Origin of the sequence: uncultured Fibrobacter sp. (assembly GCF_937877005.1) — a bacterium.
In the GTDB taxonomy this organism is placed as follows: Bacteria; Fibrobacterota; Fibrobacteria; order Fibrobacterales; family Fibrobacteraceae; genus Fibrobacter.
The window spans coordinates 1-26728 of sequence record NZ_CALEFV010000328.1 but is presented as its reverse complement, the minus strand read 5'-3'; the positions used below and the strand labels follow the sequence as shown (position 1 = coordinate 26728).

Below are 26728 nucleotides of genomic sequence, written 5' to 3'. Positions count from 1 at the left end.
AAAAACGAATTCCGGTGGGGTCGCTCAATGAGCCGACTAAAGTAATACTGAAAAAATGGAACCTGTTGGATGGCGATAATGTGAGGAACGCCGCGGTGTTCCTTTTTTCAAAGAAGTTCTCGTTTGAATATCTACTTCGGATGGCCCGCTTCCGGGGGACCGATAAGAACTACTTTATCGATAACCAGCAGGCCCACGGCAATTTCTTTGATTTGCTGGATGCGGGTATGGGCTTCTTCTTCAAGCACCTGTCCCTGAGCGGTGAAATCAAGGGGCTCAAAAGGGAAGAACACCTCGATGTTCCGGTAGCTGCGTTGCGTGAGGCTCTAATCAATGCCCTTTGCCATAGGGATTACGACATTCACCAGTGCTCTATCGGCATCGCCATTTACGATGACCGTATAGAAATTGAAAGCCCCGGTTTGTTGCCACATGAACTGACTCCGAAAACTATCAAGCGGTCGCACCAATCGTTCCCGCGAAACGAAGTCCTTGCGAACGTCTTATACCAAACTACATATTTGGAAAAATGGGGCTCGGGTATCAAGCGCATAATGGATGCTTGCAAGGCGGAAAATTCACCCCAACCCTTCTGGAGTGAGCAGACTGGATATACGGTTGTGACCTTCCCGCTGAACAAGTTGAATGGCAAAATTGTTACCCAAAATGCACCTCAAAATGCACCTCAAAATGCACCTCAAAATGCACCTCAAAAAAGAATAGATTTGATTGGTGAAATGATTGCTAAAAATAGGTCGATTACAATTGCCGAAATAGCACAAAAACTAAATGTCAGTCGCGATACAATCAAACGAGATCTAAAAAAATCAGGCTTTGCTTGGGAAGGCGCATCGAAAAATGGACATTGGGTTCGTGAACAAAAACGTTTTGTTGACGCCAACAAAACATCGGTTAAGAAGATCAAAAGAAAAACGAAGAGGATTGGGAAATAGACCATTTTCGTGAGGTCACGAAAATGGTTGCAATTGTTTTAACGGTATGTATTTGCACACGGTTAGAAAAAGAGGCTTTTGTACGATTTAAACGTAACGAATTCGGTACGTTTAGAAAGAAGAATCAGAGATAATATTGAACTGAACAAGGATGAAATATGTCAAATAGCAACAAGCACATTGAAGATTATTTGAACGAGTATCTTCGAATTGAAAAGCCCGGTTTCGCCGTGCTTATTAAAGGAGCGTGGGGCTCGGGAAAAACATATTTTGTTAAGAACTATATTGAGCACCAATTAAAGCCTAATAACAAAGAGCTGAAACCGATTTATATCAGTCTATTTGGGGTTTCTTCAAAAGAAGAAATTGATAGTAGAATTTATGAAGCGGTGCATAATCTTATAAACAAGCCTGTTTCTAAAATGACTTTTGGAGTAGCTAAAACAGCAGCTTTAATCGGTAGTAACTTGTTAGGTGGAGCGGCTGCTCAAGATGCTGTTAGTGGAATTATTAGTGGATCAAAAAAAATCGGCGATTTTCTAAAAAAATGCAAAGACAATTATGTCCTCTTTTTTGATGATTGTGAACGAGCCTCTGTTGATTTAGTGGAACTATTTGGATTTATCAATCCATTTGTTGAGGATGATGGTTTACATTGTATTTTGGTTGCTGATGAAGATGCTTGGATTGACCAGTTTAAGCACCAAAGTGTTGTTCAAAAGAATGTGTACGAGATTAAGCCTTCTAGAAGAAAATCTCATATGGAACGGCATCTTAAATATGATATTGAGGAGATTAATGAACGTGAAAAAATTAGAAGCCTAAAACTTATCAAGGAAAAAGTTATAGGTAAAGAGTTTACAGTCAAATCAAATCCAGAAAGTGTTATAGACCAATGGCTTGACGCATCCAAAGGAATTGTTCAAATTAATGAAAGAACAAAGAAAATCTTGCGTAAAAACAAAGTTCTCTTAACTCGTATCATTTCATTTTCGGGAGTGTCTAATTATAGAGCCATACGATATTCTCTTTTAGACTTTGATTTATTTATCGGTGGTAGAGAGGGTAAGTTCAATATTCCCGACAATTTGCTGCGTAAATCAAAGTTTAACGAATTGCTAATTGCGGATTTCTTTTGCATACATTATTCATTTTATTTGGGAAACTTGATAAATACAGATATTGGGCAGGAAACCCCAGATGATGTTCGTGTCGAAGCGTATATGAATGAAGATGCTGTTGTTGAGATTCCTGCAACTGCTTGGGAAAAACATTCGGAACAGTATTCGATAATACCAAGACTATCTGTAAATACAGGTTCTTATGGAAAAAAATGGTTCAATGTATGGAAAGATTGGCTAACTAAAAGCCAGTATGATATTGAATATGTAAAAAAACTCATAAGTGAATCAGAATGGTTTGATAAAAGTAAGAATCCTGATTTACAGAATATATATAGATGGCCTTTTCTATCTGCAAAAGAGGGCGATTCTGCGATAAGTGCTTTTTATAAGGCTTTGATGCAGAAAACACTTTTAAACTCAAATGAAATATTCTCTCTCTTTTACCATTTGTATTGGTATGCACAGAAAGGTGCTCTATATGAGACTGCTGACAAATTATACGAAAGAATGTCAAAATATATAAAATCAATAAAGGGAACTCTTGTATATGAAAGGCTTGATGAACCGGAAGAGATTTTACAATATCATTCCTTATATCGAGAGTACAAGAATAGAAACGAAGAATTTAGACATCTTATTGAAAGCGAACTTGTGACGGTTAAACAAAAAAAGAAACTAGAAACATTTGAATTATTTTATAAAAAATTGACTTGTAAAGATGTAAAAACGCTTTTGAGCGCTTGCGCCATGGTATCTGAACAATATGGAAAAAGCGAATTTTTCTCTTTTCAGAAAATAGATCCTGAACGATTTGTTAAAATATTTATTTCGCATGATCCCGAATCACAGGATAGAATTCGTAACGCAATTGAAAAAAGATATGACCGCGTAAAAATAGATGATGAAGAAAAGAAGTTTTTAGAGAGAATGCGGGCTGCAATAGATCTAAAATTCAAAGAAAAGCCCAAAGAAGGAAAATACGCAATGTCTACAAGACAATTCGGATTGTATTACTTAGGTAATCAAATAAAAAAGATTTTGGAAAATTAAGACATAAGGATAATGAAGGAATGATTAACGAATCTGAAGAATGGGTTGACAAACTTGTTGTTGATATGGAAGAAACCATTGAAGACAAAGGTGTTGCTTTAGCGAATGCTGCTTTCCAATTTGATGAACTCGATTGTAAAAAATTGGGTTTGTCCCTAGATCAGCTTAATAGTGCAATGCGTAAAGCAACATCACTTGGTTTAATAAAGATGTTTACCTGGGGAAAAGAAGAGAAATGTAAATTAACCGAAGAAGGTCGTGCTCGTGCTAGGTCTTGCATGCTTCGAAAAAACGATGGCGAACCGGGACACTCCATAGTCATCAACGGAAATAATGCGAATATTCAAGTTGGAAACAATAATGTTCAAAATGTTTCCAATGCATTTAATTACTTGCTTGAACAGATAGATAAGTCAAGTGCAACCGTACAAGAAAAGAATGATGCAAAAAAACTTATGAAAAAGTTTATTGAACATCCTCTTGTCAATACTATTTTAGGGACTGTAGGCGGAGCTTTGACTAGTCTGCTGTGAGACGGTATGGAAGAAAAAAGGACAATTCCATTAAGGTGTATTTTTTGCAAATCGACTCGCTTCGATGTGCCCTACGATGGGTATGAGCCGAAAATTGGCGAGCAAATCAAATGTGCAAATTGCGGTCGAAGCAACGATTATAGTTCTTTACGGTCTTTAGCATGTAACGAAGGTGAGAAAATTGCGAAAGAAATTATGGGCGATAAAATCAAAGAGTTTCAAAAGAATATAAGGAAAATGTTCAAATGATGCTGCCTAATGGATGGAAAAAAGTGAAGTTGGGGGATATTGCAACGATATCTTCTGGAAGTACTCCGTTAAGATCGAATAAAGCATATTTTGAAAATGGGAATATGCCGTGGGTAAAAACCATGGATTTGACTAATGGAAAAATCACAAAGACTGATGAATGTATAACGGAATTGGCTGCGAAGAAATGTAAACCATACCCAACAGGAACGGTTTTAGTTGCTATGTATGGTGGCTTCAATCAAATTGGAAGAACAGGCCTGTTGACTTTCCCTGCGTCTATAAATCAAGCTTTGGCCGCATTACAATTTGACAAGGACATTTGTTCTGAATATGTTTTATTCTATTTAAATGCAAATGTTGACCGTTGGCGTTCTTGTGCGGCAAGCAGTAGAAAAGATCCAAATATTACATCTCATGATGTTGAAAAATTTAAAATAGTTTTACCCCCGCTTGAAGAGCAGAAGAAGATTGCGGCGACGCTTTCGGTCTGGGACTCCGCCATTGAAAAAATGGAAAAACTCATCGAAGCGAAAGAAAAGGAGTTCAACATCGTTTTAAAGCAAAATTTACTTGAAAAAGGAATTGCGTTAAAATGGAAAGCAATTCCATTAACTGAAATAATAAAGAGTGTAACGCCTCCATCTAAAATCCATCAAGATTCCTATTTGAATAGGGGTAAATATCCAATAGTTGATCAATCTAAGGATTTAATTGCAGGGTGGACAAATGATGAATCTAGCGTATTGAAAACAAAAAGACCTCTAATAATTTTTGGAGATCACACTTGTGCGTTGAAAATAGTGCATATGCCGTTTGCGCAAGGTGCGGACGGAATAAAAATATTATCTGCGAAGGATGGTTATGATCCCACTTATATATATTATGCAATAAAAGCGAATCCTGTTATTCCGGAAGGGTATAAAAGACATTTCTCTGCGTTAATGCTAAAAAGCATTCTTTGTCCTAGTCTTGAAGAGCAAAAGAAATATGCAGTCTATTTTAAATCGCTTGATGAAGAAATTTCTCTTCTCAAACAGCAACTTGAAAACTACAAAAAGCAGAAACAAGGTTTAATGCAAAAACTCCTCACCGGCCAATGGCGAGTTAAATAAGGAGAAATATATGAAAATTACAGAATTCAATACAGAATACATTGAAGAAAAAGATAGATTGGGATTAAAAGCCTTTAAAATGTCCAAATTGGGCAATGTTGTTTTGTTGGCTGGAAAAAATGGCTCAGGCAAATCAAGAGTGTTGCGTTTATTACATGGACAATGTCAGCATAGACGAGATTATCTGAATGAACGGCGTGATTTACCACGTGTGATAATGAATACGGATAATCGCATTTTACAATATGTAGCACATTATAATCAATTAATGCAAGATCCGCAAAGGAAGAACGATGCGGAAGAACTAAAAAAACAAGTGGTTGATTTAAAGAACCAAAGGCAAGGATTTGAAAAGAAATTAAACGCTCCCTTTTCTATTAATATTGACTTACCTGAAAATCAGAACATAAAAATAGTCAATTACGTTCCCAAGAGCACTCAATTAACAGGTACACATGAACTACGTCAATATGAGCAAAAAGCCAAGGCTCAGTCAGCAAATAACTTGGGTTGTAATCAACTTGCGGATGCGGCCATTTCTTTGATTCAGGATGTATATGACCAATACTGGAATACATCCCACCCAGAATTTGATGGGGAAGAGTCTGAAAAAATATCAGCCAAAGAAAACTTTGAACGGTTGCAAGAAATAATCAAGCGATTTATAGGAGTTAAATTAAATCGCAATAAAGACGGTGTTGCCACAATATTTGGCAATCCAATTGCGCAAGCTCAACTATCGGATGGTCAAATAATTCTTTTACAGTTGTGTGTGGCGATATACGCTCAAGGAGCGCAAATATCAAATTACATTCTGGTAATGGATGAACCGGAAAATCACCTTCATCCATCAGCAGTAATTGAAATGATAGACAAAATTCGAGAATTGAACCCTGAGGGACAAATTTGGATTGCAACCCATTCAATAGCTCTGCTCTCGCATTTTGATCCTTCTTGTATTTGGTATGTTAAAGATGGCTCAGTCTCGTATTCAGGCAGAAAACCGGAACAAGTCTTAGCAGGTCTTTTAGGCAACGAAGAAAATATTCAACGACTTCATTCGTTCATAGATCTTCCGGATGAGTTTGCAGCAAATCGTTTTGCATTTGAATGTCTTTTGCCTCCAGGTGTTGTTGAATCGGATTCTTCTGACCCGCAATTCCTTCAATTCAAATCGATTCTGGAATCCATATGGGCGGGGGGTAAAGAAAAAATTTCTTTGTTGGATTATGGCGCAGGGAAAGGGCGAATGATTGCCAATTTGTCTGAAGATGGTCGGATAAATCCCGAAAAAATAGATTATGTTGCTTATGACGATTGTTCTGCAAACCGGGAAACATGCATCTCCAATATAGGTAATTTTTACCCTGATGCAAGTAATCGTTATTTTAACCAATTAGACACATTAAGAACAAGAAGAGATGACGGTTCCTTTGATGTTGTTTTGATGTGTAATGTTCTACACGAAATTCCGCATACTGAGTGGAAATCTATTTTTGAAGATTTAAAGCGGTTGCTAAAAGATGATGGTAAATTATTAATAATTGAGGATTGTAAAATTCCTGTTGGCGAATTACCTCATCAAAAGGGATTTGTAGTTTTTGAAACAATTCACTTAAAGGATTTATTCAATATATCAGCATCTGATAATCTTCTTGTTGCGCACGATGCCCGTCCAGACAAAGAACCCGGGCGCTTGATGGCTCATTTAATTCCTGCAAAGTGTTTAGACAAAATCACTCCAGAATCTAAGAAAAAGGCTTTCGAAGACTTGCGTGAAACCGCTTTAATGAATATAAAGAATATTAGAACTCAAGCACGCACGTATAAAAATGGTATGGCTCATGCATTCTGGACGCAACAATTAGCAAATGCGACATTGTGCTTGGAAGAGATGTAACAATAGATTAGCGGGAGAACTGTTTATGCAACAACAGCCTGATTACAGAGAGATTCCGACATCGCAGATTCCGGCGATGCGGTTGCTGGCGAATCTCGGTTTCAAGCCGCTTACGCCCGAAGAGGTGATGCTGGAACGCAAGGGCAAGCTTGCCAACGTGTTGCTCGAAGATATTCTGCTCTCGCAGTTGCGTAAGCTGAACTCGTTTACGCACAAGGGTGTCCGTCGTGACTTTAGCGAAGAGAATTTACGCAATGCCATCTTGAAACTCAAAAACATGCAGTACGATGGTTTGGTGCGTACGAATGCAAAGATATATGACCTGCTCACGCTCCCGCAATCCGAAGAAGAATCTGTCGAGGGCGACAAGCGCAGTTACGACATTCGCTATATCGACTGGCAGGAACCGGCGAACAATGTGTTCCATATGGTTGCCGAATTTGATGTGGAATGCTCGAAATCCAATGCCCGTGTTATCCCTGATATCGTGCTGTTTGTGAACGGAATCCCGTTTGCAGTCATCGAGAATAAGTCTCCCGAAGAAGGAATCAAACAGGGCATTTCCCAGATGATTCGCAATCAAGGCGACGAATACATTCCTGGGTTGTTCGTTTTTTGCCAGGCGCTTTTGTCGGTGAGCATGAACGCTGCGACTTATTCCACCGTGGGGGCTCCCGAAAAGTTCTGGAGCCTTTGGCACGAGCTTGAAATCAAGGACAAGGAAATTGAGGCTGCGATCAACAAAAAGGTCTCTGCCGAAGATGAAGATAGGATTTTCTCGGTGCCGAAACTGGCGCCATTCCGCAAGAATAATCCGCAGACAAAGCGTGTAGTGACGGAACAGGATAGGTTGATTTATTGCCTGTGCAGGCCGGAACGCTTGCTCGAAATCGCCTATCGCTTTACCCTGTTCGATGAGGGAATAAAGAAGATTGCCCGCTATCAGCAATTCTTTGTTGTCCATTCGGCGTTAAAGCGCATTCGTAACATTGATAACGAAGGTAAGCGCAAGGGCGGCCTGGTGTGGCATACGCAGGGGTCGGGCAAGTCCCTTTCGATGGTGATGCTTGCTCACGGAATCGTGCTGGATTCGAAGTATGATCTAGATTGCAACATCAAGAATGCTCGAGTTGTGTTGGTTACCGACCGCAAGGATTTGGATAAGCAAATATACGATACATTTAAAAATTGCGGGACGGAGGTTATCAAGGCGACCTCGGGCGAAAATTTGCTCAACCTTATGGAGTCTGACAATTCTGCCGTGATAACGACCGTTATCAACAAGTTCGACAAGGCGCTGAATAAACGCCAGTACATTGAAAAGTCAAACAACATCTTTTTGCTTGTCGATGAAGCACACCGCACACAATACAAGAACTTGCACGCACGCATGAAGCAGATGCTCCCGAACGCCTGCTATATCGGCTTTACGGGCACCCCGTTGATGAAAAAGGAAAAGAACAGTTTTGGCAAGTTCGGCGGGATGCTCAAGCCGAGTTATACAATCCAGCAGGCAAACGAAGATGGGGCCGTTGTGCCATTACTTTACGAGGGCCGACACGCGGAACTCAAGCAGGACAAGGCTGCAATAGACCTTTGGTTCGACCGTTTTACGGCGGGGCTGAATGAAAAGCAAAAGGCCGATCTGAAGAAGAAATACGCCCGAGCCGAGATGCTGAACAAGGCGGAACGCGTCGTGTATATGCGTGCGTTTGATATCAGCGAGCATTTCCGTGCAAACTGGAAAGGGACTCCGTTCAAGGCCCAACTCGTGGCACCGAGCAAGGAAACCGCTCTTTTGTACCATGAATTTTTAGAAGAGATTGGCCATGTGAGTTCCGAAGTCATTATTTCGGGCCCCGATGAGCGCGAAGGCTATTCGGAAGTAGGTGAAGAACCGAGTGACCGCGTGACAAAATTCTGGAAAAAGATGATGGAACGCTACGGCGATGAAGAAGAATACAACAGGTCGATTATTGATAGTTTCAAGGGCTCGGGTAAGCCGGAAATCCTGATTGTCTGTGACAAGTTGCTGACGGGTTTCGATGCTGAGCGCAATACTGTTCTGTATCTATGCCGCACGCTCAAGGAACATACGCTTTTGCAGGCGATTGCCCGCGTGAACCGCCTATTTGAAGAAGACGGCAAAAAGAAGGATTTCGGCTATATCGTAGATTACGCCAACGTGCAAGAAAACCTAGATACGGCTCTGGCGATGTACAATGCGCTGGAAGGCTTTGACCCCGAAGATTTGGAAGGCCTGCTGACCGATGTTTCGGAACAAGTGGACAAGTTGCCGCAGTTGCGTTCTAACCTGTGGGATGTTTTCAAGGGGGTCAAGAACAAGGCCGACCCCGAACAGATGGAGCGCCACCTGGCCGATGAAAAACGCCGTAACGATTTTTACAAGGCTCTGCGGGATTTCGGAAAATGCCTGAGTATCGCAATGTCATCGCAGAAGTTCCTGGAAAAGACCCCTGCCGAAGATATGACGCGAATCCGCAGGGAATTCAAGATGTTCTCGGATATGCGCATATCTGTAAAGCGCCGTTACGCGGACGAAATAGATTATAGCGAATACGAACCGAAAATCAAGAAGTTGCTCGATACACATATTCAGTCGGATAACGTGGTACAAACTGTGGCTCCCGTGGATATTTTGAGTAAAGGATTCAGTTCGGTTCACGACATGGTTGCCGGTTACGATACCCGCAGCAAGGCTTCCAGTGCCGATGCTATTGCCCATGCACTTAAGAAGACTATTACCGAGAAAATGGAAGAAGATCCCGCTTTTTACACTAAGTTCTCGAAGATGATTCAGGATGTCATCGATAGTTTCCAGACGGGAAAGATGTCGGAAGATGAGTATCTCTCTAAGGTAAAGGGATTGGAGGAAAATTTCAAAAGCAAGAAACGCGAAGACGTTCCGGCAGAAATCAGTGAAAACGAAGATGCTGCCGCATATTATGGCGTCGCGTTGACGGCGTTCTTGTATGGAAAAAAGTGCGAAGCGTCAAAAGCCAAACAACTTGCAGTTGAAACAGCCTTATTTGTTGTTGAATCATTGAAAAAACATCACAAGGTGCAATTCTGGAACGATCAGGACGCACAAAACAGGGTGCGAGACGATTTAGATACATTGTTATTCGATAATATTTGTGTCCGGGAGCGCTTTGGCTGGTCGAATGCGGACATTGATTCTCTAGAAGAGAAAATTATGAATGTGGCAAGGCGGCGTTCGCATGAATGAGCTGTGCGTTGTTAAATATGGAGACCGAGAGATTGCGTACGCGGTTGAATTCTGCCGCCGCAAGACTCTGGAAATCTCCGTAATGCCGGATAGTGCTGTGCAGATACGGGCTCCGCAGGGTGCTTCACTCGACGCAATTGCGCAGAAGGTGCAGAAAAAAGCTCCATGGATTGTTGAAAAACAGGACTGGTTTGCGAAATTTCCCAAGGCACCACCTCCAAGGCAATATCTTGGTGGCGAGACGCACTTGTATTTGGGACGACATTACCGTTTGAAAATCGAAAAAGGCAAAGAACGCTCGGTGAAAATCGATGGCGGGTTCATTAGGGTTGTTGCTTCAGATATTCGCCCTGCTGCTGTGAAGAAAAACCTGAACGAATGGTTGCGTGAACGAGCCAAGATGCAGTTTGAAAATGTTTTTCAGGCTTGTGCTGCCCGCTTTTCGTCGCCAATAGGTCCGGTTCGCCTGCAAATCCGCGACATGAAAACGCGCTGGGGCTCGCTATCGAAAGGCGGCATATTGACCTTGAACATCAAGCTTATTGCTGCTCCGAAGGAATGTATCGAGTATGTCGTTGTGCATGAACTGTGCCACCTGAAATACCCGAACCACGACAAAAAATTTTACCGGCTTCTGGAAACACGACTGCCTGATTGGGAAAAAAGGAAACTGAAGCTGGAACATTTGCAGGAGTGAAAAAGATGACTCCACTTGAAATTCTGAAAACGGTCTTCGGCTACAGTTCCTTTCGCCCGATGCAAGAAGATATAATAGCGAATGTTCTCGAACATTGCGATTCACTTGTATTAATGCCGACTGGCGGAGGAAAATCCCTTTGCTATCAGATTCCCGCTTTGATTCTTGAAGGGACAACGGTGGTTGTATCTCCGCTTATTTCTTTGATGAAAGACCAGGTGGATGCCTTAAATGCTAGCGACATTGCCGCAGGTGCTCTCAACAGCAACAATAGCGAAGAAGAGAATTTCAAAATCCGGTCGCAAGCAAAATCAGGGCGGCTAAAGATTCTGTATATTTCACCGGAACGCCTGCAAAGAGAAATTCCTTGGATGCGGCAAAATTTACGCGTCCCCTTGTTTGCGATTGACGAAGCGCATTGTATCTCGCAATGGGGGCACGATTTCCGTCCGGAATACACCCAGCTCGGAAATTTACACGATGATTTTCCGCAAGCATGTATAATGGCGTTGACGGCCACGGCAGACAAACTGACTAAAGAAGACATTGTCAAACAATTGCACTTGAATTCATATAAGGTTTTTATCAGCTCGTTTGATAGGCCGAACTTGAGTTTAGATGTACGCCGTGGATATACGGGTAAAGAAAAAACGAAGGCGATTCTTTCCATTATCAAAAGGCATGCGAACGAATCGGGCATCATTTATTGCCTTTCCAGAAAGAATACGGAAAAAGTTGCTGAAATTTTGAGTGATGCAGGTGTTGCAGCGAGAGCGTATCACGCAGGAATGTCGTCAGAAGAGCGAAATGCTGTACAAGAAGATTTTATAAATGACAAGATTGATGTGGTTTGCGCGACCATCGCATTTGGCATGGGAATAGATAAAAGCAACGTCCGTTTTGTAATACATTACAATCTGCCTAAAAGTATTGAAAGTTTTTATCAGGAAATTGGCCGCGCAGGGCGAGACGGTTTGCCTTCAGAAACGGTTCTGTTTTATAGTTATCAAGACATCGTAACGCTTCGCGGGTTCGTAAATGAAAGCGGACAAAAGGAAATCAACTCCGAAAAACTTGACAGAATGCAGGAATATGCAGAATCGCTGATTTGCCGTCGCCGAATTTTACTGAATTACTTCGGTGAAAGTGATAGCGAAAACTGTGGAAATTGCGATGTCTGCAAAAATCCGCCACGCCGCTTTGACGGGACCATCTTGGTGCAGAAGGCTCTTTCTGCCATAAAGCGTACGAACGAGCAAATCGGTTTCTCAATGACGGCGCAAATTCTCAAAGGCTTCAATGATGAAGAAATCGTGCAGAATGGATATGATAAAATAAAGACGTTCGGTGCGGGAGCCGATGTCACCTTGAAAGATTGGCATGATTATCTATTGCAAATGTTGCATTTGGGATTTGTCGAAATTGCCTACAATGAATCCAATCATTTAAAAATCACCGGTAGCGGTAAAGAAGTCCTTTCGGGAAAGAAAATCGCTGAGTTGGCTGTTCCTGATAGGACGGAACCGGAAAAAGATCGGAAACGAAAAAAGAAGGAATTCGTTCATTCGGCTTTTGACAAAAGTGTTGTCGCTGATGACGGCTTATTTGAAGCATTACGAAAGTTGCGCAGAGATATTGCCGATGAGAACAACTGGCCTGCTTATGTTGTACTTTCGGACAAAACTTTAAAAGAGCTGTCTAGCACGCCTCCGCTGTCCATTGAAGACTTGTATGGCGTATTCGGTTTTGGAGAAAAGAAAATTGAAAAATTCGGTCAACGATTTGTTGACGCGATTACGGATTTTCTTGGCAACTCCGGGCGTTCGGTGCAAATATCGCGCGATACTATTCAGCAGGATAACGGCATGTCCCATATGGAATCTCAGAAGCTGCTGTATGCCAAAGCATATGAGCCTTGGAGCGAAGAAGATGACTTAAAACTGGAACAGCTGTACAATCAAGGATTGACAACAAGTGAACTTTCTAAAAAAATGGGACGCGGAAATGGAGCGATTCGTTCCCGGCTAAGAAAATTGGGAATTGTAGATTAGCGAATTCCAGTGATAAACGTCCATTAATAACTACACCCTATACCACGCTCTTTTTTCAGCGACGCAAGGTGTTGTTTGCCTACGTCCACAAGCTGGTAATAAACATCGGGCTGGCGTCATCGGCCTTCTTGAATCCGCAATACTCGTAAAAGGCGAGTTCTTCGTTGTAGGCGACCACGACTACGCGTAGGTAATCCTTGTAGATTTCTTTGACGCGTTCCACGAGTTCCCTGCCGATGCTTTTGCCCTGGTATTCGGGGCGCACGAGAAGGTAATGCACGTAGGCGTTCATGATGCCGTCGTCCATGGCGCAAATCATTCCGACGAGTTTTTCGCCGTCCCAGGCCGAGATGACGGTCTTGAAGTTCTTCATCGCAATGACGAGCTTGTCGGGGAAATGCCCGGAAGACCATTCGACAGAGAGAAACAGGTCCTTTAAATCCTGTTCAAAGAAGTCGTGAGAGTCTTTGTTTTCGATGCTCATTTAAATTTTGTATCCAAACTTTCGTAATTTTTCGACGTATTTCGGGTCGCCTAGGCGCGCCTTGGATTCGGCCATGAACTTATCGTTGTCCTTGTCTGCAAAGCCGAGCTTGATACGGAGCGCGATGAATCCGCTGACGACGCCGAATAGCGAGCATAGGATGCACGCCAGGGTAAGCTTTGTGAAATTGTTTCCATGTACGAACGAAGTTTGAAGTAATACCCCGCAGATTATTGCCATTGACAAAAGGAATGCGGCTCCTTTTGCGTAGAATTTTGCATTCTTGCTACGCGGATCAAATCCGTCAATCGCCACCTCGCGCCAGCGCCTGTCCAGGTATTCGCTGCGGCAGGCCTTGCATTCGCGAATCGGACTGCCGTACATCCACATGCTGCAAGTTTCGCGGTTCTTGGTCTTGCATTCCGGACAAACCCATTCGGCATAATTCATTTTCATATAAACTCCTAAAAGCTGCTAGAAAGATAGCCTTTTTAAAGTCTGCTATTCCTTCCGGCGGTAAACATTCGCCAAAATCGCACCGGAGATGTTGTGCCACACGGAGAATATGGCGCCGGGTACGGTCGCCATGGCGAGGCCCGAGAACGCTGTCGCCGCAAGGCTTGTGGCAAGGCCGGAATTCTGCATGCCGATTTCGATGGAAAGCGCCTTCGTCTTGGGTGTCGAGAATTTCAGCAACTTCCCGAGGCCGAACCCGCAGCCGTAACCGAGCAGGTTATGGAGAATCACGACTGCGAACACGATGGCGCCTGTGGAGAGAATCTTTGCCGCATTGTGCGAGACGACTGCGGCTACAATCATCGCGATGGCAATCACCGAGACGAGCGGCAAGACCTTCACGGCACGCGCTGTCCATTTGCCAAAGAACTTGTTGATGATAAACCCGAGTGCAATCGGCACGATGACGACCTTCACGATGGAAAGGAACATGGCCATCACATCCACGTTCACCGTCGTGCGGAGCAATAGGTAAGTTATTGCCGGTGTCAAAATCGGAGCGAGCAGCGTGTTCACGCTGGTCATGCCCACGGAGAGTGCCACGTCGCCTTTCGAGAGGTAAGTAATCACGTTGCTGGATGTCCCGCCGGGGCAAGTACCCACAAGCACAACGCCCGCCATAAGGGCTGCATCGAGCCCGAAAATCTTGGAAAGCAAAAATGCGAGTGCAGGCATCACGATAAACTGCGAGGCACACCCGATGGTAATTTCCTTGGGGTGCGTAAACACGAGCTTGAAGTCGCTCAGCTTGAGCGTAAGTCCCATACCGAACATCACTACCATCAAAAGGTAATTCACCCAACTGAGTTTAATCCAGAGCGTGGATTTCGGCAGGAACAGCGAGAGCGCCGCAATCGCAAGCACGACAATCGCCATCCACTTGCCCACAAATTCACTGATTTTTTCAAGGAGATGCATCTCAACCTCTTCTAATGCTGCAAAAATAACTATCTTTATATCCAGTCAGTTCGAAATCCATCCTGACTATAAACAAAACTAGGTACATACATGAAAAATGCTCTGCTGATTCTCTCGGGTGGCATGGACAGCGTAACTCTGCTCTATGACCGCGCCACTGAAATCGCGCTAGCTGTCTCTTTTGACTATGGCAGCAACCACAACGACAAAGAAATTCCCTTCGCCAAGTTGCATTGCGAAAAGCTCGGAATTCCGCACCTGACTATTCCCCTGAAGTTCATGCACGACTATTTCAAGTCGTCCCTTCTCGAAGGCGCGGATGCCATTCCGGAAGGGAACTATGCAGACGAAAATATGAAGTCGACCGTGGTGCCGTTCCGCAACGGAATCATGCTCTCTATCGCGGCAGGCCTTGCTGAAAGTAGGAATCTGACCAAGGTGATGATGGCGAACCACTTTGGTGACCATGCCGTTTATCCTGATTGCCGAAAGGAATTTGTCGACCATATGTCGAATGCCATTGCGGCTGGTACTTATGCGGGCATTACCATCGATGCCCCGTATACCGAAATTTCCAAGGCCGATATAGCCCGTCGCGGCAAGGCACTCGGCATCGACTACAGCGAAACCTGGTCTTGTTACAAGGGCGAAGCGGTTCATTGCGGCAAGTGTGCCACTTGTCTTGAACGCAAGGCGGCACTAGCCGAGGCCGGTATCATAGACACTACGGAATACGGAGCGTAATCATGTACAGAGTTATCAAACGCATGGAAATTTCGGGAGCGCATAGGCTCTCGCTCCCTTACGAAAGCAAGTGCAGTGGCCTTCATGGGCACAACTGGATTATCACGGTATATTGCCAGTCCGAAAAGCTTGACGAAAACGGCATGGTAGTCGATTTCTCGCGTGTCAAGGAACTTGTCCACGGTAGGCTCGATCACCAGTTTTTGAATGACGTGATGGATATGAATCCGACCGCAGAGAACATGGCTCGCTGGATTTGCGAGCAGGTTCCTCACTGCTACAAGGTGCAGATTCAGGAAAGCGAAGGCAATATCGTGGAATACGAAGTTGATGCGTAGGCCCCGATGAAAGTCTGTGAAATTTTCAAAAGCGTCGAGGGCGAGGGTATCCGTACTGGCCTTGCGGCGGTTTTTGTGCGGCTTCATGGTTGCAACCTGCGCTGCAGTTACTGCGATTCCATGTATGCAGTAGAAGGTGACGACTATAGGCAAATGAGCGTTGCCCAGGTGCTTGAGACTGTGGGGAAGTTTCGTGCCGAAAGTGGCGTGAAATGCGTGACGCTTACCGGTGGCGAACCGCTGCTGCACCCGGGCGTCGAGGAACTTCTCGCGGGCCTTAACAGGGCGGGCTTCCTCGTGAACGTGGAAACCAACGGCACCGTTCCTTGTAAGTGGCGAATGCCCGGCCTGTTCTACACGATGGACTGGAAATGCAAAAGCAGCGGCATGTCCTCAAGAATGAAGATGGAAAACATGGCAACGCTCGGCGCGCAGGATGTGCTCAAGTTCGTCGTCGGTACAGTCGAGGATCTCGAAGAGGCTGAATCGGTCGTTGCGCGACTTTCGCAAATCAAGGTGCAAAACGCTGATGCGAAAACTGGCGGCATGCCACATGTGTTCATTTCGCCGGTTTTCGGCACACTACCGAACGAGCGCATTGTCGAATGGATGCTCTCCAGCAAGGTGATGACCGAGAACAACGCCCGTTTCCAGGTTCAGTTGCACAAGATTGTCTGGGACCCGAATCTGCGCGGTGTCTAGATTTGGAATGCGATAGATTATTTCTTGCGGATTGATAGAGACCGCTTTGTAAATTCGATGGTGTAGATTCCGTTGTCGTCGGGGTGAACGATGCGCTCGCCTTGAACGATGACGACCTGTTTTGGTGAGCTGAAGGCTTGTGTCAACCATTTGTGGTTGAATTTGACCTTTAGTGGAATGCTTTGGGGCATGTACGGGTGCGGCAGATCCCATTTCATTTGGTAGCCCTCGCCCGTCTTTTGGGCATGCGTTGCATCTAGGACGAAGTGCGCACGGTAATACGATCCTATGGTGCCGAATGGTGCTACCCAGATTGTGTCGTTGATGGCATGCGCGAAAATTGCCTTCATGTCCTGAGGATCGATATTGTACTCGTCGGAATCCTCCGCGATGCCGTGGTTAAGAAGTATCGCCCATCCGCCTTTGGAGTGTTCCGTGGCCGAGTCGATGATGCTTTTTATATCCTCGACGGTGGTCTCTTTACGGTTCCATGCTTTCGACATGATGGAAAGCCATGCGGGCTCCTCTTCCCAGCGGTAGTAACCGCTCCAGCCGCAGTCCCGGTTGATAAAGTGACGCTTATCGATGATCGCCTGTATTTTTGCATTGTTGGCGCAGTAGGGGGTAGCGAATGTGCTCACCTTGTAATCTTTGTTACGGAAAATGTTCTCGAGATTTTCTGCATAACCGAGAATTTGCCTCTGGAGATCTTCGGGTTCCGTAAGTTTTGTGAGATAAGGATGGTCGAAGGTGTGGTTGCCGATTTCGTGTCCTTTGGAAATTAGCTCGGCGAAACCCTTGATTTGATGGCTCCTCTGTTGCTGCGTGATTCCCGACAAGAAGAACGTAACCTTGATTTCGGGCATGGAGTCGAGCATCGGAGCCAAAATGGAAAGCTGGCTGTCGTGACCATCGTCGAATGTGAAGCTGAGTGCTCCACCATGGTTGTTCCAGGGGATTGTTTTGAGAGGAGGTTCGATGCGGTTCAAATCGTCCATGTGAAAAAAATAGGTACTTCTTTAAGAAACGACAAAGGAGGAGACCTTGAAGGCGCCCTGAAGAAATAGACATATCGGCGGTGTGGACATTTTAAATTTGTTTTGTCCACGGGGAAAGATGATTTTAGCCCGATTTTCTTGTTGTTTATATATTTTATATAAGAATTGTGATGTGGAGATGAATATGAAAAGCTTCAAAATTAAAATGCTCTGCGCTCTCGCTATGTGTAGTGCGGCTTATGCGGCTCCGGGACTTACCGTGAGCGGCACCGATCTCATGTACAACGGCAAGAAAATTTTCTTCTCGGGCACGAACCTCGCCTGGAGTGACTACAACTCCGACGTGGGCGATTCCCCGCTGAACGAAAACGCCTGGCGCAAGGCTGTGGAAGGTACCCGTGCCGCAGGCGGTAACGCCATTCGCTGGTGGCTCTTCAACAACATGAGCCAGAGCCCCGAAATCGACCAGAGTACGCATCTGGTTTCTGGCCTCAAGGCAAATACCATCGCCAACATGAAGAAGGCTTTGGATATTGCCGAAGAATACGGCGTGATGGTTTCAATGTGCCTTTTCAGCCATAACCTGATGGAACCGAACCAGTGGGGCCTTTACGACGAAAAGCTGGACATTACCGCAAACACTCAGCTTTTTGAAGACGCGGGCACCAAGGCCTTTATCGACAATGCGCTTGTTCCGGTGGTAAAGGCTATCGGTAACCACAATGCGCTCATGACCTGGGAAGTGTTCAACGAACCCGAAGGCATGACAAGCGTGGGCTGGACGACCAAAAAGCTAGACAAGGCCGTGCTGCAGAAGTTCACGAACAAGATTGCAGCGGCAATCCATACCGCAAACCCGGAACTGCTCGTTTCTACGGGTAGCGTGAATATTCAGTATCAGAGCTGGTGGAACGATTCCGAACTCATCGCAGCCGGTGGCGAAGCGAACGGTACGCTCGACTTTTTCCAGACGCATTACTATCCGTACTACCAGAACGACGCCGTTTCTCCGTTCGTGAATACGGCGGCCCAGATGGCGACAACGTACAAGTACGACAGCAAGCCCATGATTATCGGTGAATTCCCGGCGAGTGGCTGGAAGGGCGATACTTATACTACAAGCATGGCGGCCAAGACCCAGATTTCTACCGAAGAATGCTACCGCAAGGCCTTTGACGGCGGTTACGCAGGCGCACTTGCTTGGCAGTACATTGGCGACAAGACCGAATCGAACTTCGGCGGCTACACCTATACCATTGATCCCGCTCTCGATGCCATGAAGGCTCTCGCCGCAACGGAAGAAGCGAACATCAAGATCAAGGATGTCGCCATCAGCCAAGAAGGCGGTGACGGCAAGATGGCGGTGACTTACGGTGGCGACAATGCCCAGATTGAATACCAGAAGACTTGGGACTTGAGCAAGGCCAATACGTTTACGTTCGAGGTTACTAATAAGAGCGAAAGTGATGCGCAACTGAACCTGATTTTCAAGCTGACTGATGCGTGGACATGGACCGAAGTGGAAGGCCCCTGCGAAGTAGCCGCGGGCCAGTCCAAGACTTGTTCGTTCGATATTTCCAGCTACGCCGACCGTAACAAGACTTTGAGCGTCGTTATCGCAAACTATGCTGCGGGCTACACCGGCACCATCTTCTACGATAATTTCAAGGCGGGCGACCAAGTCCTATGGGACTTTAACGAAGACAAGTACGACGCTTTTAGCCGCGGTTTCGAGAACACCGAAGAGATGATTCCCGAAATCAAGATTGTGTTTGGTGATCCTTCGGGAATCTGCAAGCGCCCGCAACTTGCAGGTGCCAAGGCTCTGCGAGTAAGTGGTAACGAGCTGAACCTGTCCCTGGCGCGCTCTACCGATGTAACGGCAGAACTCTTCGATGTCACGGGTCACCGTGTTGCAACGCTCCACAGGGGAATGCTCTCTGCGGGTACGCACCAGTTCAAGGTGAATGCGGCAATGGGAACTTACTTTGTGAAGGTTGTCGGCCAGGGCATCAGCCTGATGCAAAAGATGGTCGTGAAGTAGGCCGTCTGTAGATTCGCGTGAGAGTCTTTTAATCTACGGGAGCTTCGGGTGGAACTCGCGCAATCACGCCGACTGTCGCACGGGTCGCCTTTACGAGGTCGGCGGGAGCCACCTTCAGCTGCAACCCGCGTTCGCCCGCGCTTACGTAAATATACGGGAACTGCATTGCCGTTTCGTGAATGAAAATGGGAAAGTTCTTCTTGAGCCCGAGCGGGCTGCAACCGCCACGGATATAGCCGGTAAGCGGAGTCAGGTCCTTGAGCGGGACTGTGTCGATTTTCTTGTTGCCGCTCACCTTGGCGGCTCCCTTCAAGTCCACTTCGAGGTTGCCGGGTACGACGCACACGAGGTAGCCAATTTTGTCGCCGTGAACGAGGATTGTCTTGAAAACCTGGTTGATGTCTTCGCCTAGGCTGTCGGCCACATGCTGTGCGCCAAGGTCATTCTCATCAACCTTGTAGGGGATAAGCTCGTAGCTGATTTTCTGTCGGTCCAGAATTCTGGCCGCATTTGTCTTTTTGATATCCATGTTCAATTCCGGTCTTAGTAAAGATCGTAGAAATAGTAGGTGACGGTTTCTTCCCAGTTGTCCCAGACAGACATTTCCCAGCCGTCCTTGTAGATGACTAGTTCCGTATCGTCTTCGTAAAAGCGGAAGTAACCGCCGTAGTCGGGGTCGTAATCTTCGTCGTACTCCGATTCCATGTAGTAGTATCGGTCCGCATCTACTTTAAGGTTGGCGAATCCGTCGCTGTCTACTCGGATCCCGACCGAAACCGGTGGACTAATGGAACGGATGCTACTGCAGTTAAAGGGGCCGATGCTGTTGAACTGGCAACTTTGAACATAATAGAAGTAGAAGTGCCGGTCGAATCGGGCTCCGTTTGCAGCCGGGTCTCCGCCGAGGTCTCCGCAGGCACAGAGGCAGAGAGCTAGAAGTGCTGAAAAAAACGACGCTTTGTTTAGCGCCGTTTTTAAAAACATGTTAAATGAGATGTTCATTGCTTCCGTTACGGATTTTCGTAATCGCCGCCGTAGATTTCCTCTTCGGCTTCCTGTGTGTCTTCGTCCTGGTAGGCTTCCGGAGCCTGCAGGTCCCTGGTGCTGCCGTACTTACGCTTTTCTTCGTCGGTCAGCTTGTTGGTGAGAACTTCGACTTCCTGTTCCTGGTTGGCAGAATTTTCTTCTTCTTCCAGGATCTTTTGTCCCTGTTCCAGACGACGCTTGATTCGCTCGTCTTCCATTTGCTTCAGGTTCGTACCGACCTTGGCCTGTTCCTCGGACATGACGTAACGTTCGTTCGCTTCGTCCATGGCGGCCTTGATGCCGACTAGGCGACCGTGACCATCGACCTTGAGGCCTGCTCTGCGGAGAGTGGAAAGCGGGAGACGGCGTGCTGCGACCCAGAGAATCCCATGACCTTGTATTCTTCCTTGAATTCGTATCCGTCAGAAGTGGCAATTTCGTTCGCTTCGTCGGAAGTGACGTAGTCGAGAGCTTCCTGCCAACGGGAACCCTGCACACTAGAAGTAAAACCAACCAGGGCGTTATCCAGTGCTTCTGGATCGTCGGACCCGGTTCCTGCGCAACCGGTAAAGAACAAGGCTGCGCCAAAAAGTAACACCATCAGTTTTTTCATAGGATAAACCTCCGAAAAAAAATAAATCACCATTAAATATAAACATTTTTATGCAAAGTCAACGAAAAAGAACGTTTTTTTTTATTCTTGGGCCTTTTTCTTGCTATCATTTACGCCGATGAGTGAAAATTCCGACATTTACCGCATAAAGAAAGAAGACAGAGAAATCGTTCTCGTCGGTACAGCCCATATATCGCAGGCCTCCAAGGACCTGGTGCACGAGACGATCGAGTCGGAGACACCCGATACGGTCTGCGTGGAGCTGGATGAAGGCCGCCTAAAGTCTATCAAGGATCCCGATCGCTGGAAAAAGATGGATTTGAAGCAGGTTATCAAGAGTAAGCAATTAGGTACGCTGATTGCCAATCTCGTCTTGGGGTCCTACCAGAAAAGGATGGGGGCGCAGACCGGCGTGAAGCCGGGTGCAGAATTGAAGGAAGCGGTGGATTCCGCCGAGCGTTCCGGGGCTGAACTGGTACTGGCGGACCGGGATATCAAAATTACGCTTCGCCGTAGCTGGGCCTGTACGCCCTGGTATCGTAAGTTTAGCCTTTTGGGAGGGCTTTTTGCGAGTATTTTTGACAAGACGGAAGTGAACGAAGAGGAACTTGCCAAGATCAAGGAGCAGGATGCCCTGAGTGGCATGATGCAGGAATTCGGAAAAAGTTTCCCCGAGGTGAAAAAGGTGCTGATTGATGAACGAGATCAGTTCCTAGCGAGCAAGATTCGCAACGCTCCGGGTAACAAGGTCGTTGCCGTGGTCGGTGCCGGCCATATGAGAGGAATCGCGAGCTACATCGAGGAAGACAGGGATCTGCCGAGCGAGGAGTCAATCAGTGTCATCCCGAAGAGTTCCCCGATCTGGAAGATTATCGGCTGGGCGATTCCTATCGCGATCGTTGCAAGCATTGTTGCTGTTGGTGTTCATGCCGGTGCCGAAAAGGCGGGCGAGCTTAGTTTGCAGTGGGCCATGCTTACGGGTGGCGGTGCTATGCTCGGTACCGTCATTGCCGGTGGTCATCCGTTAACCGTTCTCGTGGCGCTCGTTGCGGCTCCATTTACGGGGCTTACGCCTTTGATTGGTGTCGGTTTCTTTACGGCGTTGACCCAGGTGTATCTGCGTCCGCCTCGCGTTTCCGAAATGGAGACATTGAGCGATGATATCTGGCAGGTGAAACGGTGGTGGAAAAACCGTGTGACTCGAGTCATCCTCTGTTTCCTCTGTCCAGGAATTCCTGCGATTGTCGGAAAGATTCTAGCAATTTTCAAGATATATCAGTCTTTCTAGAAATCTAAATGTAAATAATTTTTTGAGAACGGCTGAGGGAGTGGCGAAATTTGAGAAAATTCGCCACTTGTTCTGTTTTTAAGCTATAAGAGTGGTTTTTGGTGTTTTTTTTCGTACTATCCTATTGACTTTCTTGAAAATAGAGTGTATTTTTGAGAAAAATTTTGAGAACAATTTGAATCTCTCTCTTCAAGCGGTTCTCAAGAATCAAAAGGGATGGATGATATGGTCAAAAAAAACAAGAACTGCTCTAGGCTCTTTGGGCTGGGTTTTATCATGGGGGCGCTTGCTGCACCTTCACTTGCGGTAACTGCGCCGGATATGCCGATGATCGGTTGGGCAACGCAGAATGGAGGCACTACGGGTGGTGCGGGTAAGACAGTCGTAACGGTGAGCAATGTTTCGGATTTGCGCAAGTACGCCGAAGCAGGAAATGCCACGATCTACGTGAAGCCGGGTACCTACACGGTTCCTTCCAAGAGTGCAATCAAGGTGGGAAGCAATGTGACTCTCTATGGTTATCAGGGGGCTGTGCTTGCGCAAACGTATACGGGGACGACTAACGAAGACAATACGATTATGAGTCTCGAGGGCAAGAATATCATCGTGCGTAATTTGGTATTCAAAGGGTCGGGTGCTGTCGACAAGGATGCGGGTGACTGCCTGCATGTAAAGGGTGGTTCCAATGTGTGGATTGACCATGTGGAAGTTTACGATGGCGAAGATGGCAATCTCGACGTGATCAATGGGGCGAATTATGTGACAATTTCCTGGACCAAGTTCCATTATACGAGTGCGTCTTCGAATCACCAGTTTTCGAACCTGATTGGCAACAGCGATTCCAAAACGTCTGACGATGGTAAACTCAAGACCACCATTCATCACAGCTGGTGGGGTAAGGGCGTTGGCGAACGTATGCCGCGCGTACGTTTCGGTCAGGTTCATGTAGCGAATAATCTCTTCAATAGCGACAAGTCCAGTACATGCGTGCGTGCCGGTTACAAGGCGAACATTCGTGTCGAAAACAATGTGTTTATCGGAGTGAACAAGCCAGTCGATCTTTACGAAGGGGATTACACATCCGTCTATTCCGCTGGTAACTACGAAGAAGGCGTAAAGAAGGGGTCTGCTGCAGGTGATGGCAAGTCGGGCGGATTTACTCCTTCCTATTCCGTGAAGTGGACCGATGTGAGTACAAAGGAGAAGGCCTACGCCCTCAAGGATTCTATCGAGAACTATTCCGGCGCGACTCTACCGGATCCGGGTGCTTCGGTTCCCTCCGTGACATCTAGCTCCAGTGTCAATCCCGTCATGTCCAGTTCTAGTGCCGATCCCGTTTCTAGTTCGTCTCAAGCTACTGTCGTATCGGGAGAGGCCTCTCTCACTAAACATGGGTCGGGGAGTGCGACTCAGGAAGTCGCCCAGGGCGCAGCAATTGTCGAATTCTATTATACGATTGCTGGCGCGACTGGCGCGACTGTAACAGGGCTTCCGGACGGCGTGACGGGAACGCTCAAGGGCTCCGACTATTACATCTCGGGAACCGTTTCTGCAGCGGCGGGCACCTACAAATTTACCGTAACGACGACGGGTGCGTCTAGCAATGTGTCCAAGTCGGGGACGATTACGGTTGTGCCGACTTCCGAAGAGGTTGCAAGTTCTAGCAGTGCCGATTCACCTGATGTTGAAATTTCCAGCGACAGCCAAGAGACTCAGGGGTTGGTTACGGAGATGGTTAATCGCGTGAACTTTTCTGTGTCGGGTCGTGAACTTTCGATTCGGAGTGTCGCGGATTCTCGGGTCCTTGTCTTCGATATGCAGGGACGCCTACTTTGCAACGGCCGTTCTGCCGGTGATGGCTTTGCGATTGTGTTGCCACGTGCTGGCCATTACCTGGTTCGTGTTGGTTCCGAAAGCCGCATGATTGTAGTGCGTTAAGTCTAATTCTTCCAACAACCAAGATCCAGCCTGGGCGTCGCTCGAGCTGGATTTTTTTGAATCAAATAGTTTCTATTTTTAGGACATGGAATTTAAACGATTCGAAGCCCTGATTGAAATGTTTCCGCAGGTGCAGATTTTCAGCACCGAGGGCGAAGACCTGGATAGGGTTATCACGCATTTTTTGAATCAGCGGCAAAATGTATCTACTATGTCGGAGGCGATGCAGCGCAAAATTCAGCATGCGTTGGCCCCTTTTTTCCAACAGCGTTTTATTAGCTTGCACGATGACGAAGCCCCGCTCGTGAAGAACCTGCTTTTGAACAAGAAGTTCTTTTTGCAGACGGACCGATATATTGACGATATGGCCTGGCCGGAAACGGATTCTACAAAATTGGACGAGGCTTTGAAAATTGCGGCCCTTCCGGAACAGATTCTCGACCGAAAGCTTCTGAGTCTTTCGAATGGAGAGCTGCGTCGCGTGTTGCTTGCCCGCATGTGGATGGAACGGCCGGAATGGGTTTACTTTAACGATCTTTTTGGAGGCCTTGATCCGGAATATCGAGGCTACCTAGCCTCCTGTGTAGTAGACCTCACGAAGCGTGTTGACTTGAAAGTGGTTGTGCGCCTTGCCCGTGAAGATGAATTGTTGCCGGAAATTCCTGCTTTCGTGTATGCGGACAAGACATTTACACAGTATGCAGGTGAGTTGCCTGCCGAAGTTGCGAAGCCGAAGTTCTCGAAGGCGGAATTGAATGATTACGAGATTGTCTCGCTCAAACCTCAAAGCGAGCTTGCGAGCGACACAATCGCTCAAACTTCTAAAATCCTCTTTGACTTGAAAAACGTGAATGTGCGCTTCGGCGATACGACGGTCCTCAAGAATTTGAACTGGACTGTCCGCAGGGGCGAACACTGGGTAGTCATGGGGGAGAACGGTGCCGGTAAGAGTACCTTGCTCGGGATGCTTACGGCGGATCATCCGCAGATTTACAATAACGATATCACGCTTCTCGGCATGCGGCCGGGCAAAGGTCTGAATATCTGGGACCACAAGGCGAAACTCGGTTTCTTTTCGCCGGAACTGGCGCTTCAGTATCGCGAGGACTTGAACCTTTCCGAGGTGCTGTGCACGGGCTTTACGGCAAATCTCTGTAAGGCGGAAAATACCACCTGGGAAGAACGCGCAAAGGCGAGAGCGTGGCTTGAATATTTGGGCTTTACCGATGTGAACGCACGGTTCCGAGACTTGTCGCCCATTGACAAGCGTGTGGTGCTTATGGCTCGTGCGGCGATTCGTCCCCCTGAGGTTCTTTTGCTAGATGAACCGAACCAAGGGCTCAAGGGTGAATACCGCGAAAAGATTTTCAACTTATTGCAACTCTTGTCCAAGGAGACTACGATCATCCTGGTTAGCCACTACGAAGAGGAATGGCCCCCGTGCATGACCCACCTGTTGCGTATGCCTCGTTTTTCCTGAATTAACCATTAACCCAAACCGCAAGCATGTTATTGAACGAAGAAAATATTTTAAAAGCTCTGACGGCGGTCCAGGATCCGGACCTGCACAAGAATATCGTGGAACTGGGTTTTGTCCAGAACCTGAAAATTGACGGAGACAAGGTCTGTTTCGATTTGCGCCTTACGACTCCCGCCTGCCCGATACGCGACCGTTTCAAGGCTCAGTGTATCGCGATTGTGAAGGGGATGGGTGCCAATGTGGTTGAAGTGACGTTTACCGCGCAGGGGCGCGTGGGCGATACTAATGCGGGTGCGGAGGCAGCCAAGGCGTCGTATATCAATGAAGTGGCGCAAGTGGTTGCGGTGGCAAGCGGTAAGGGCGGTGTCGGCAAGTCGACCGTTACGGCGAATCTTGCGATGGCCTTGAGTCTTTCCGGTGCCCGGGTGGGCATTCTCGATGCCGATATTTACGGCCCGTCGATGGGCCTCATGTTCGGAATCGACCGAGCTCCGGAGGTTTTCGAGGACAATACGATTGCTCCGGTCGAAGCGAAGGGCGGTATCAGTGTCGTTTCGATGTGCATGTTTGCCGACAGCGACAAGGCTACCATTTGGCGTGGTCCGATGGTCTCCCAGATGATTCAGCATTTTATTCATCATGTGCGGTGGGGAAAGTTGGATTACCTGCTGGTGGACTTTCCTCCAGGAACGGGCGACATCCAGCTTACGCTTACAC

The 26728-nt window shown here is 46.6% G+C and carries 24 protein-coding genes; 16 read left to right on the top strand and 8 right to left on the bottom strand.

The features are described 5' to 3' along the window. From Q0628_RS14485 to recQ, 8 genes are all read left to right on the top strand, one after another. On the top strand, positions 1-953 hold a 953-nt coding region (locus Q0628_RS14485), incomplete at its 5' end, for an ATP-binding protein (RefSeq protein WP_298772179.1). A gap of 158 nt (positions 954-1111) precedes the next feature. Beyond that, on the top strand, positions 1112-3127 hold the full coding sequence (locus Q0628_RS14480; RefSeq protein ID WP_298772177.1) for a P-loop NTPase fold protein: 2016 nt from the start codon (positions 1112-1114) through the stop codon (positions 3125-3127). Positions 3128-3147: 20 nt separating this feature from the next. Beyond that, positions 3148-3660 (top strand): hypothetical protein, encoded by a 513-nt coding sequence (locus Q0628_RS14475; RefSeq protein ID WP_298772176.1) that lies wholly within the window; start codon positions 3148-3150, stop codon positions 3658-3660. Positions 3661-3905: 245 nt separating this feature from the next. Next, positions 3906-5024: a restriction endonuclease subunit S gene (locus tag Q0628_RS14470; protein ID WP_298772174.1), complete on the top strand. Its 1119-nt coding sequence runs from the start codon at positions 3906-3908 to the stop codon at positions 5022-5024. A gap of 10 nt (positions 5025-5034) precedes the next feature. Beyond that, complete coding sequence (locus Q0628_RS14465; protein WP_298772170.1) at positions 5035-6924, top strand: AAA family ATPase; 1890 nt, start codon at positions 5035-5037, stop codon at positions 6922-6924. A gap of 25 nt (positions 6925-6949) precedes the next feature. Beyond that, positions 6950-10174 (top strand): type I restriction endonuclease subunit R, encoded by a 3225-nt coding sequence (locus Q0628_RS14460; RefSeq protein WP_298772168.1) that lies wholly within the window; start codon positions 6950-6952, stop codon positions 10172-10174. Then, positions 10167-10871: a SprT family zinc-dependent metalloprotease gene (locus Q0628_RS14455; RefSeq protein WP_298772166.1), complete on the top strand. Its 705-nt coding sequence runs from the start codon at positions 10167-10169 to the stop codon at positions 10869-10871. The genes Q0628_RS14460 and Q0628_RS14455 overlap by 8 nt, the downstream gene beginning before the upstream one ends. Positions 10872-10876: 5 nt before the next feature. Continuing rightward, positions 10877-12922: a DNA helicase RecQ gene (recQ, locus tag Q0628_RS14450; RefSeq protein WP_298772181.1), complete on the top strand. Its 2046-nt coding sequence runs from the start codon at positions 10877-10879 to the stop codon at positions 12920-12922. Between the two features lie 79 nt (positions 12923-13001). On the opposite strand, the gene Q0628_RS14445 is transcribed toward recQ, so the two are convergent. From Q0628_RS14445 to Q0628_RS14435, 3 genes are read right to left on the bottom strand one after another with little or no spacing between them, the layout of a single operon-like run. Further along, positions 13002-13406, bottom strand: a complete 405-nt coding sequence (locus Q0628_RS14445; protein ID WP_298772164.1) for a GNAT family N-acetyltransferase — start codon at positions 13404-13406, stop codon at positions 13002-13004. Continuing rightward, positions 13407-13862, bottom strand: coding sequence for a hypothetical protein (locus Q0628_RS14440; RefSeq protein ID WP_298772162.1), 456 nt, complete (start codon positions 13860-13862; stop codon positions 13407-13409). 45 nt (positions 13863-13907) lie between these two features. Further along, the gene (locus tag Q0628_RS14435) at positions 13908-14840 is read right to left on the bottom strand and encodes a bile acid:sodium symporter family protein (protein ID WP_298772160.1); all 933 of its coding nucleotides are present in this window, start codon (positions 14838-14840) and stop codon (positions 13908-13910) included. A 90-nt stretch (positions 14841-14930) separates the two neighbouring features. On the opposite strand from Q0628_RS14435, the gene queC reads away from it, so the two are divergent. The 3 genes from queC to Q0628_RS14420 are packed head-to-tail and all read left to right on the top strand — an operon-like array spanning position 14931 to position 16624. Continuing rightward, complete coding sequence (gene queC / locus Q0628_RS14430) at positions 14931-15584, top strand: 7-cyano-7-deazaguanine synthase QueC (protein WP_298772158.1); 654 nt, start codon at positions 14931-14933, stop codon at positions 15582-15584. Positions 15585-15586: 2 nt separating this feature from the next. Further along, a complete protein-coding gene (gene queD, locus Q0628_RS14425; RefSeq protein WP_298772156.1) occupies positions 15587-15922 on the top strand; it encodes a 6-carboxytetrahydropterin synthase QueD in 336 nt (111 codons plus the stop codon). Between the two features lie 6 nt (positions 15923-15928). Continuing rightward, positions 15929-16624 (top strand): radical SAM protein, encoded by a 696-nt coding sequence (locus Q0628_RS14420; protein ID WP_298772154.1) that lies wholly within the window; start codon positions 15929-15931, stop codon positions 16622-16624. 17 nt (positions 16625-16641) lie between these two features. Here Q0628_RS14420 and Q0628_RS14415 read toward each other — a convergent pair whose 3' ends face one another. Next, positions 16642-17622, bottom strand: a complete 981-nt coding sequence (locus Q0628_RS14415; protein WP_298772152.1) for a polysaccharide deacetylase family protein — start codon at positions 17620-17622, stop codon at positions 16642-16644. Positions 17623-17806: 184 nt separating this feature from the next. Between Q0628_RS14415 and Q0628_RS14410 the strand changes: the two genes are divergently transcribed. Then, on the top strand, positions 17807-19666 hold the full coding sequence (locus Q0628_RS14410) for a T9SS type A sorting domain-containing protein (RefSeq protein ID WP_298772151.1): 1860 nt from the start codon (positions 17807-17809) through the stop codon (positions 19664-19666). Between the two features lie 28 nt (positions 19667-19694). On the opposite strand, the gene ybaK is transcribed toward Q0628_RS14410, so the two are convergent. From ybaK to Q0628_RS14390, 4 genes are read right to left on the bottom strand one after another with little or no spacing between them, the layout of a single operon-like run. Beyond that, positions 19695-20195 (bottom strand): Cys-tRNA(Pro) deacylase, encoded by a 501-nt coding sequence (gene ybaK / locus Q0628_RS14405; protein WP_173341370.1) that lies wholly within the window; start codon positions 20193-20195, stop codon positions 19695-19697. 14 nt (positions 20196-20209) lie between these two features. Beyond that, complete coding sequence (locus Q0628_RS14400; RefSeq protein ID WP_298772149.1) at positions 20210-20650, bottom strand: hypothetical protein; 441 nt, start codon at positions 20648-20650, stop codon at positions 20210-20212. 26 nt (positions 20651-20676) lie between these two features. Next, positions 20677-20979 (bottom strand): hypothetical protein, encoded by a 303-nt coding sequence (locus Q0628_RS14395; protein ID WP_298772147.1) that lies wholly within the window; start codon positions 20977-20979, stop codon positions 20677-20679. A 17-nt stretch (positions 20980-20996) separates the two neighbouring features. After that, positions 20997-21305 (bottom strand): hypothetical protein, encoded by a 309-nt coding sequence (locus Q0628_RS14390; RefSeq protein ID WP_298772145.1) that lies wholly within the window; start codon positions 21303-21305, stop codon positions 20997-20999. A 118-nt stretch (positions 21306-21423) separates the two neighbouring features. On the opposite strand from Q0628_RS14390, the gene Q0628_RS14385 reads away from it, so the two are divergent. The 4 genes from Q0628_RS14385 to Q0628_RS14370 form a co-directional block, all read left to right on the top strand. Beyond that, on the top strand, positions 21424-22593 hold the full coding sequence (locus Q0628_RS14385; protein WP_298772143.1) for a TraB/GumN family protein: 1170 nt from the start codon (positions 21424-21426) through the stop codon (positions 22591-22593). 225 nt (positions 22594-22818) lie between these two features. Continuing rightward, a complete protein-coding gene (locus Q0628_RS14380; RefSeq protein ID WP_298772142.1) occupies positions 22819-24531 on the top strand; it encodes a pectate lyase in 1713 nt (570 codons plus the stop codon). Between the two features lie 85 nt (positions 24532-24616). Further along, positions 24617-26011 carry an ATP-binding cassette domain-containing protein gene (locus tag Q0628_RS14375; RefSeq protein ID WP_298772141.1) on the top strand — a complete coding sequence of 465 codons (1395 nt, stop codon included), beginning with the start codon at positions 24617-24619 and terminating at the stop codon, positions 26009-26011. A gap of 26 nt (positions 26012-26037) precedes the next feature. Then, on the top strand, positions 26038-26728 hold a 691-nt coding region (locus tag Q0628_RS14370; RefSeq protein WP_298772139.1), incomplete at its 3' end, for a P-loop NTPase.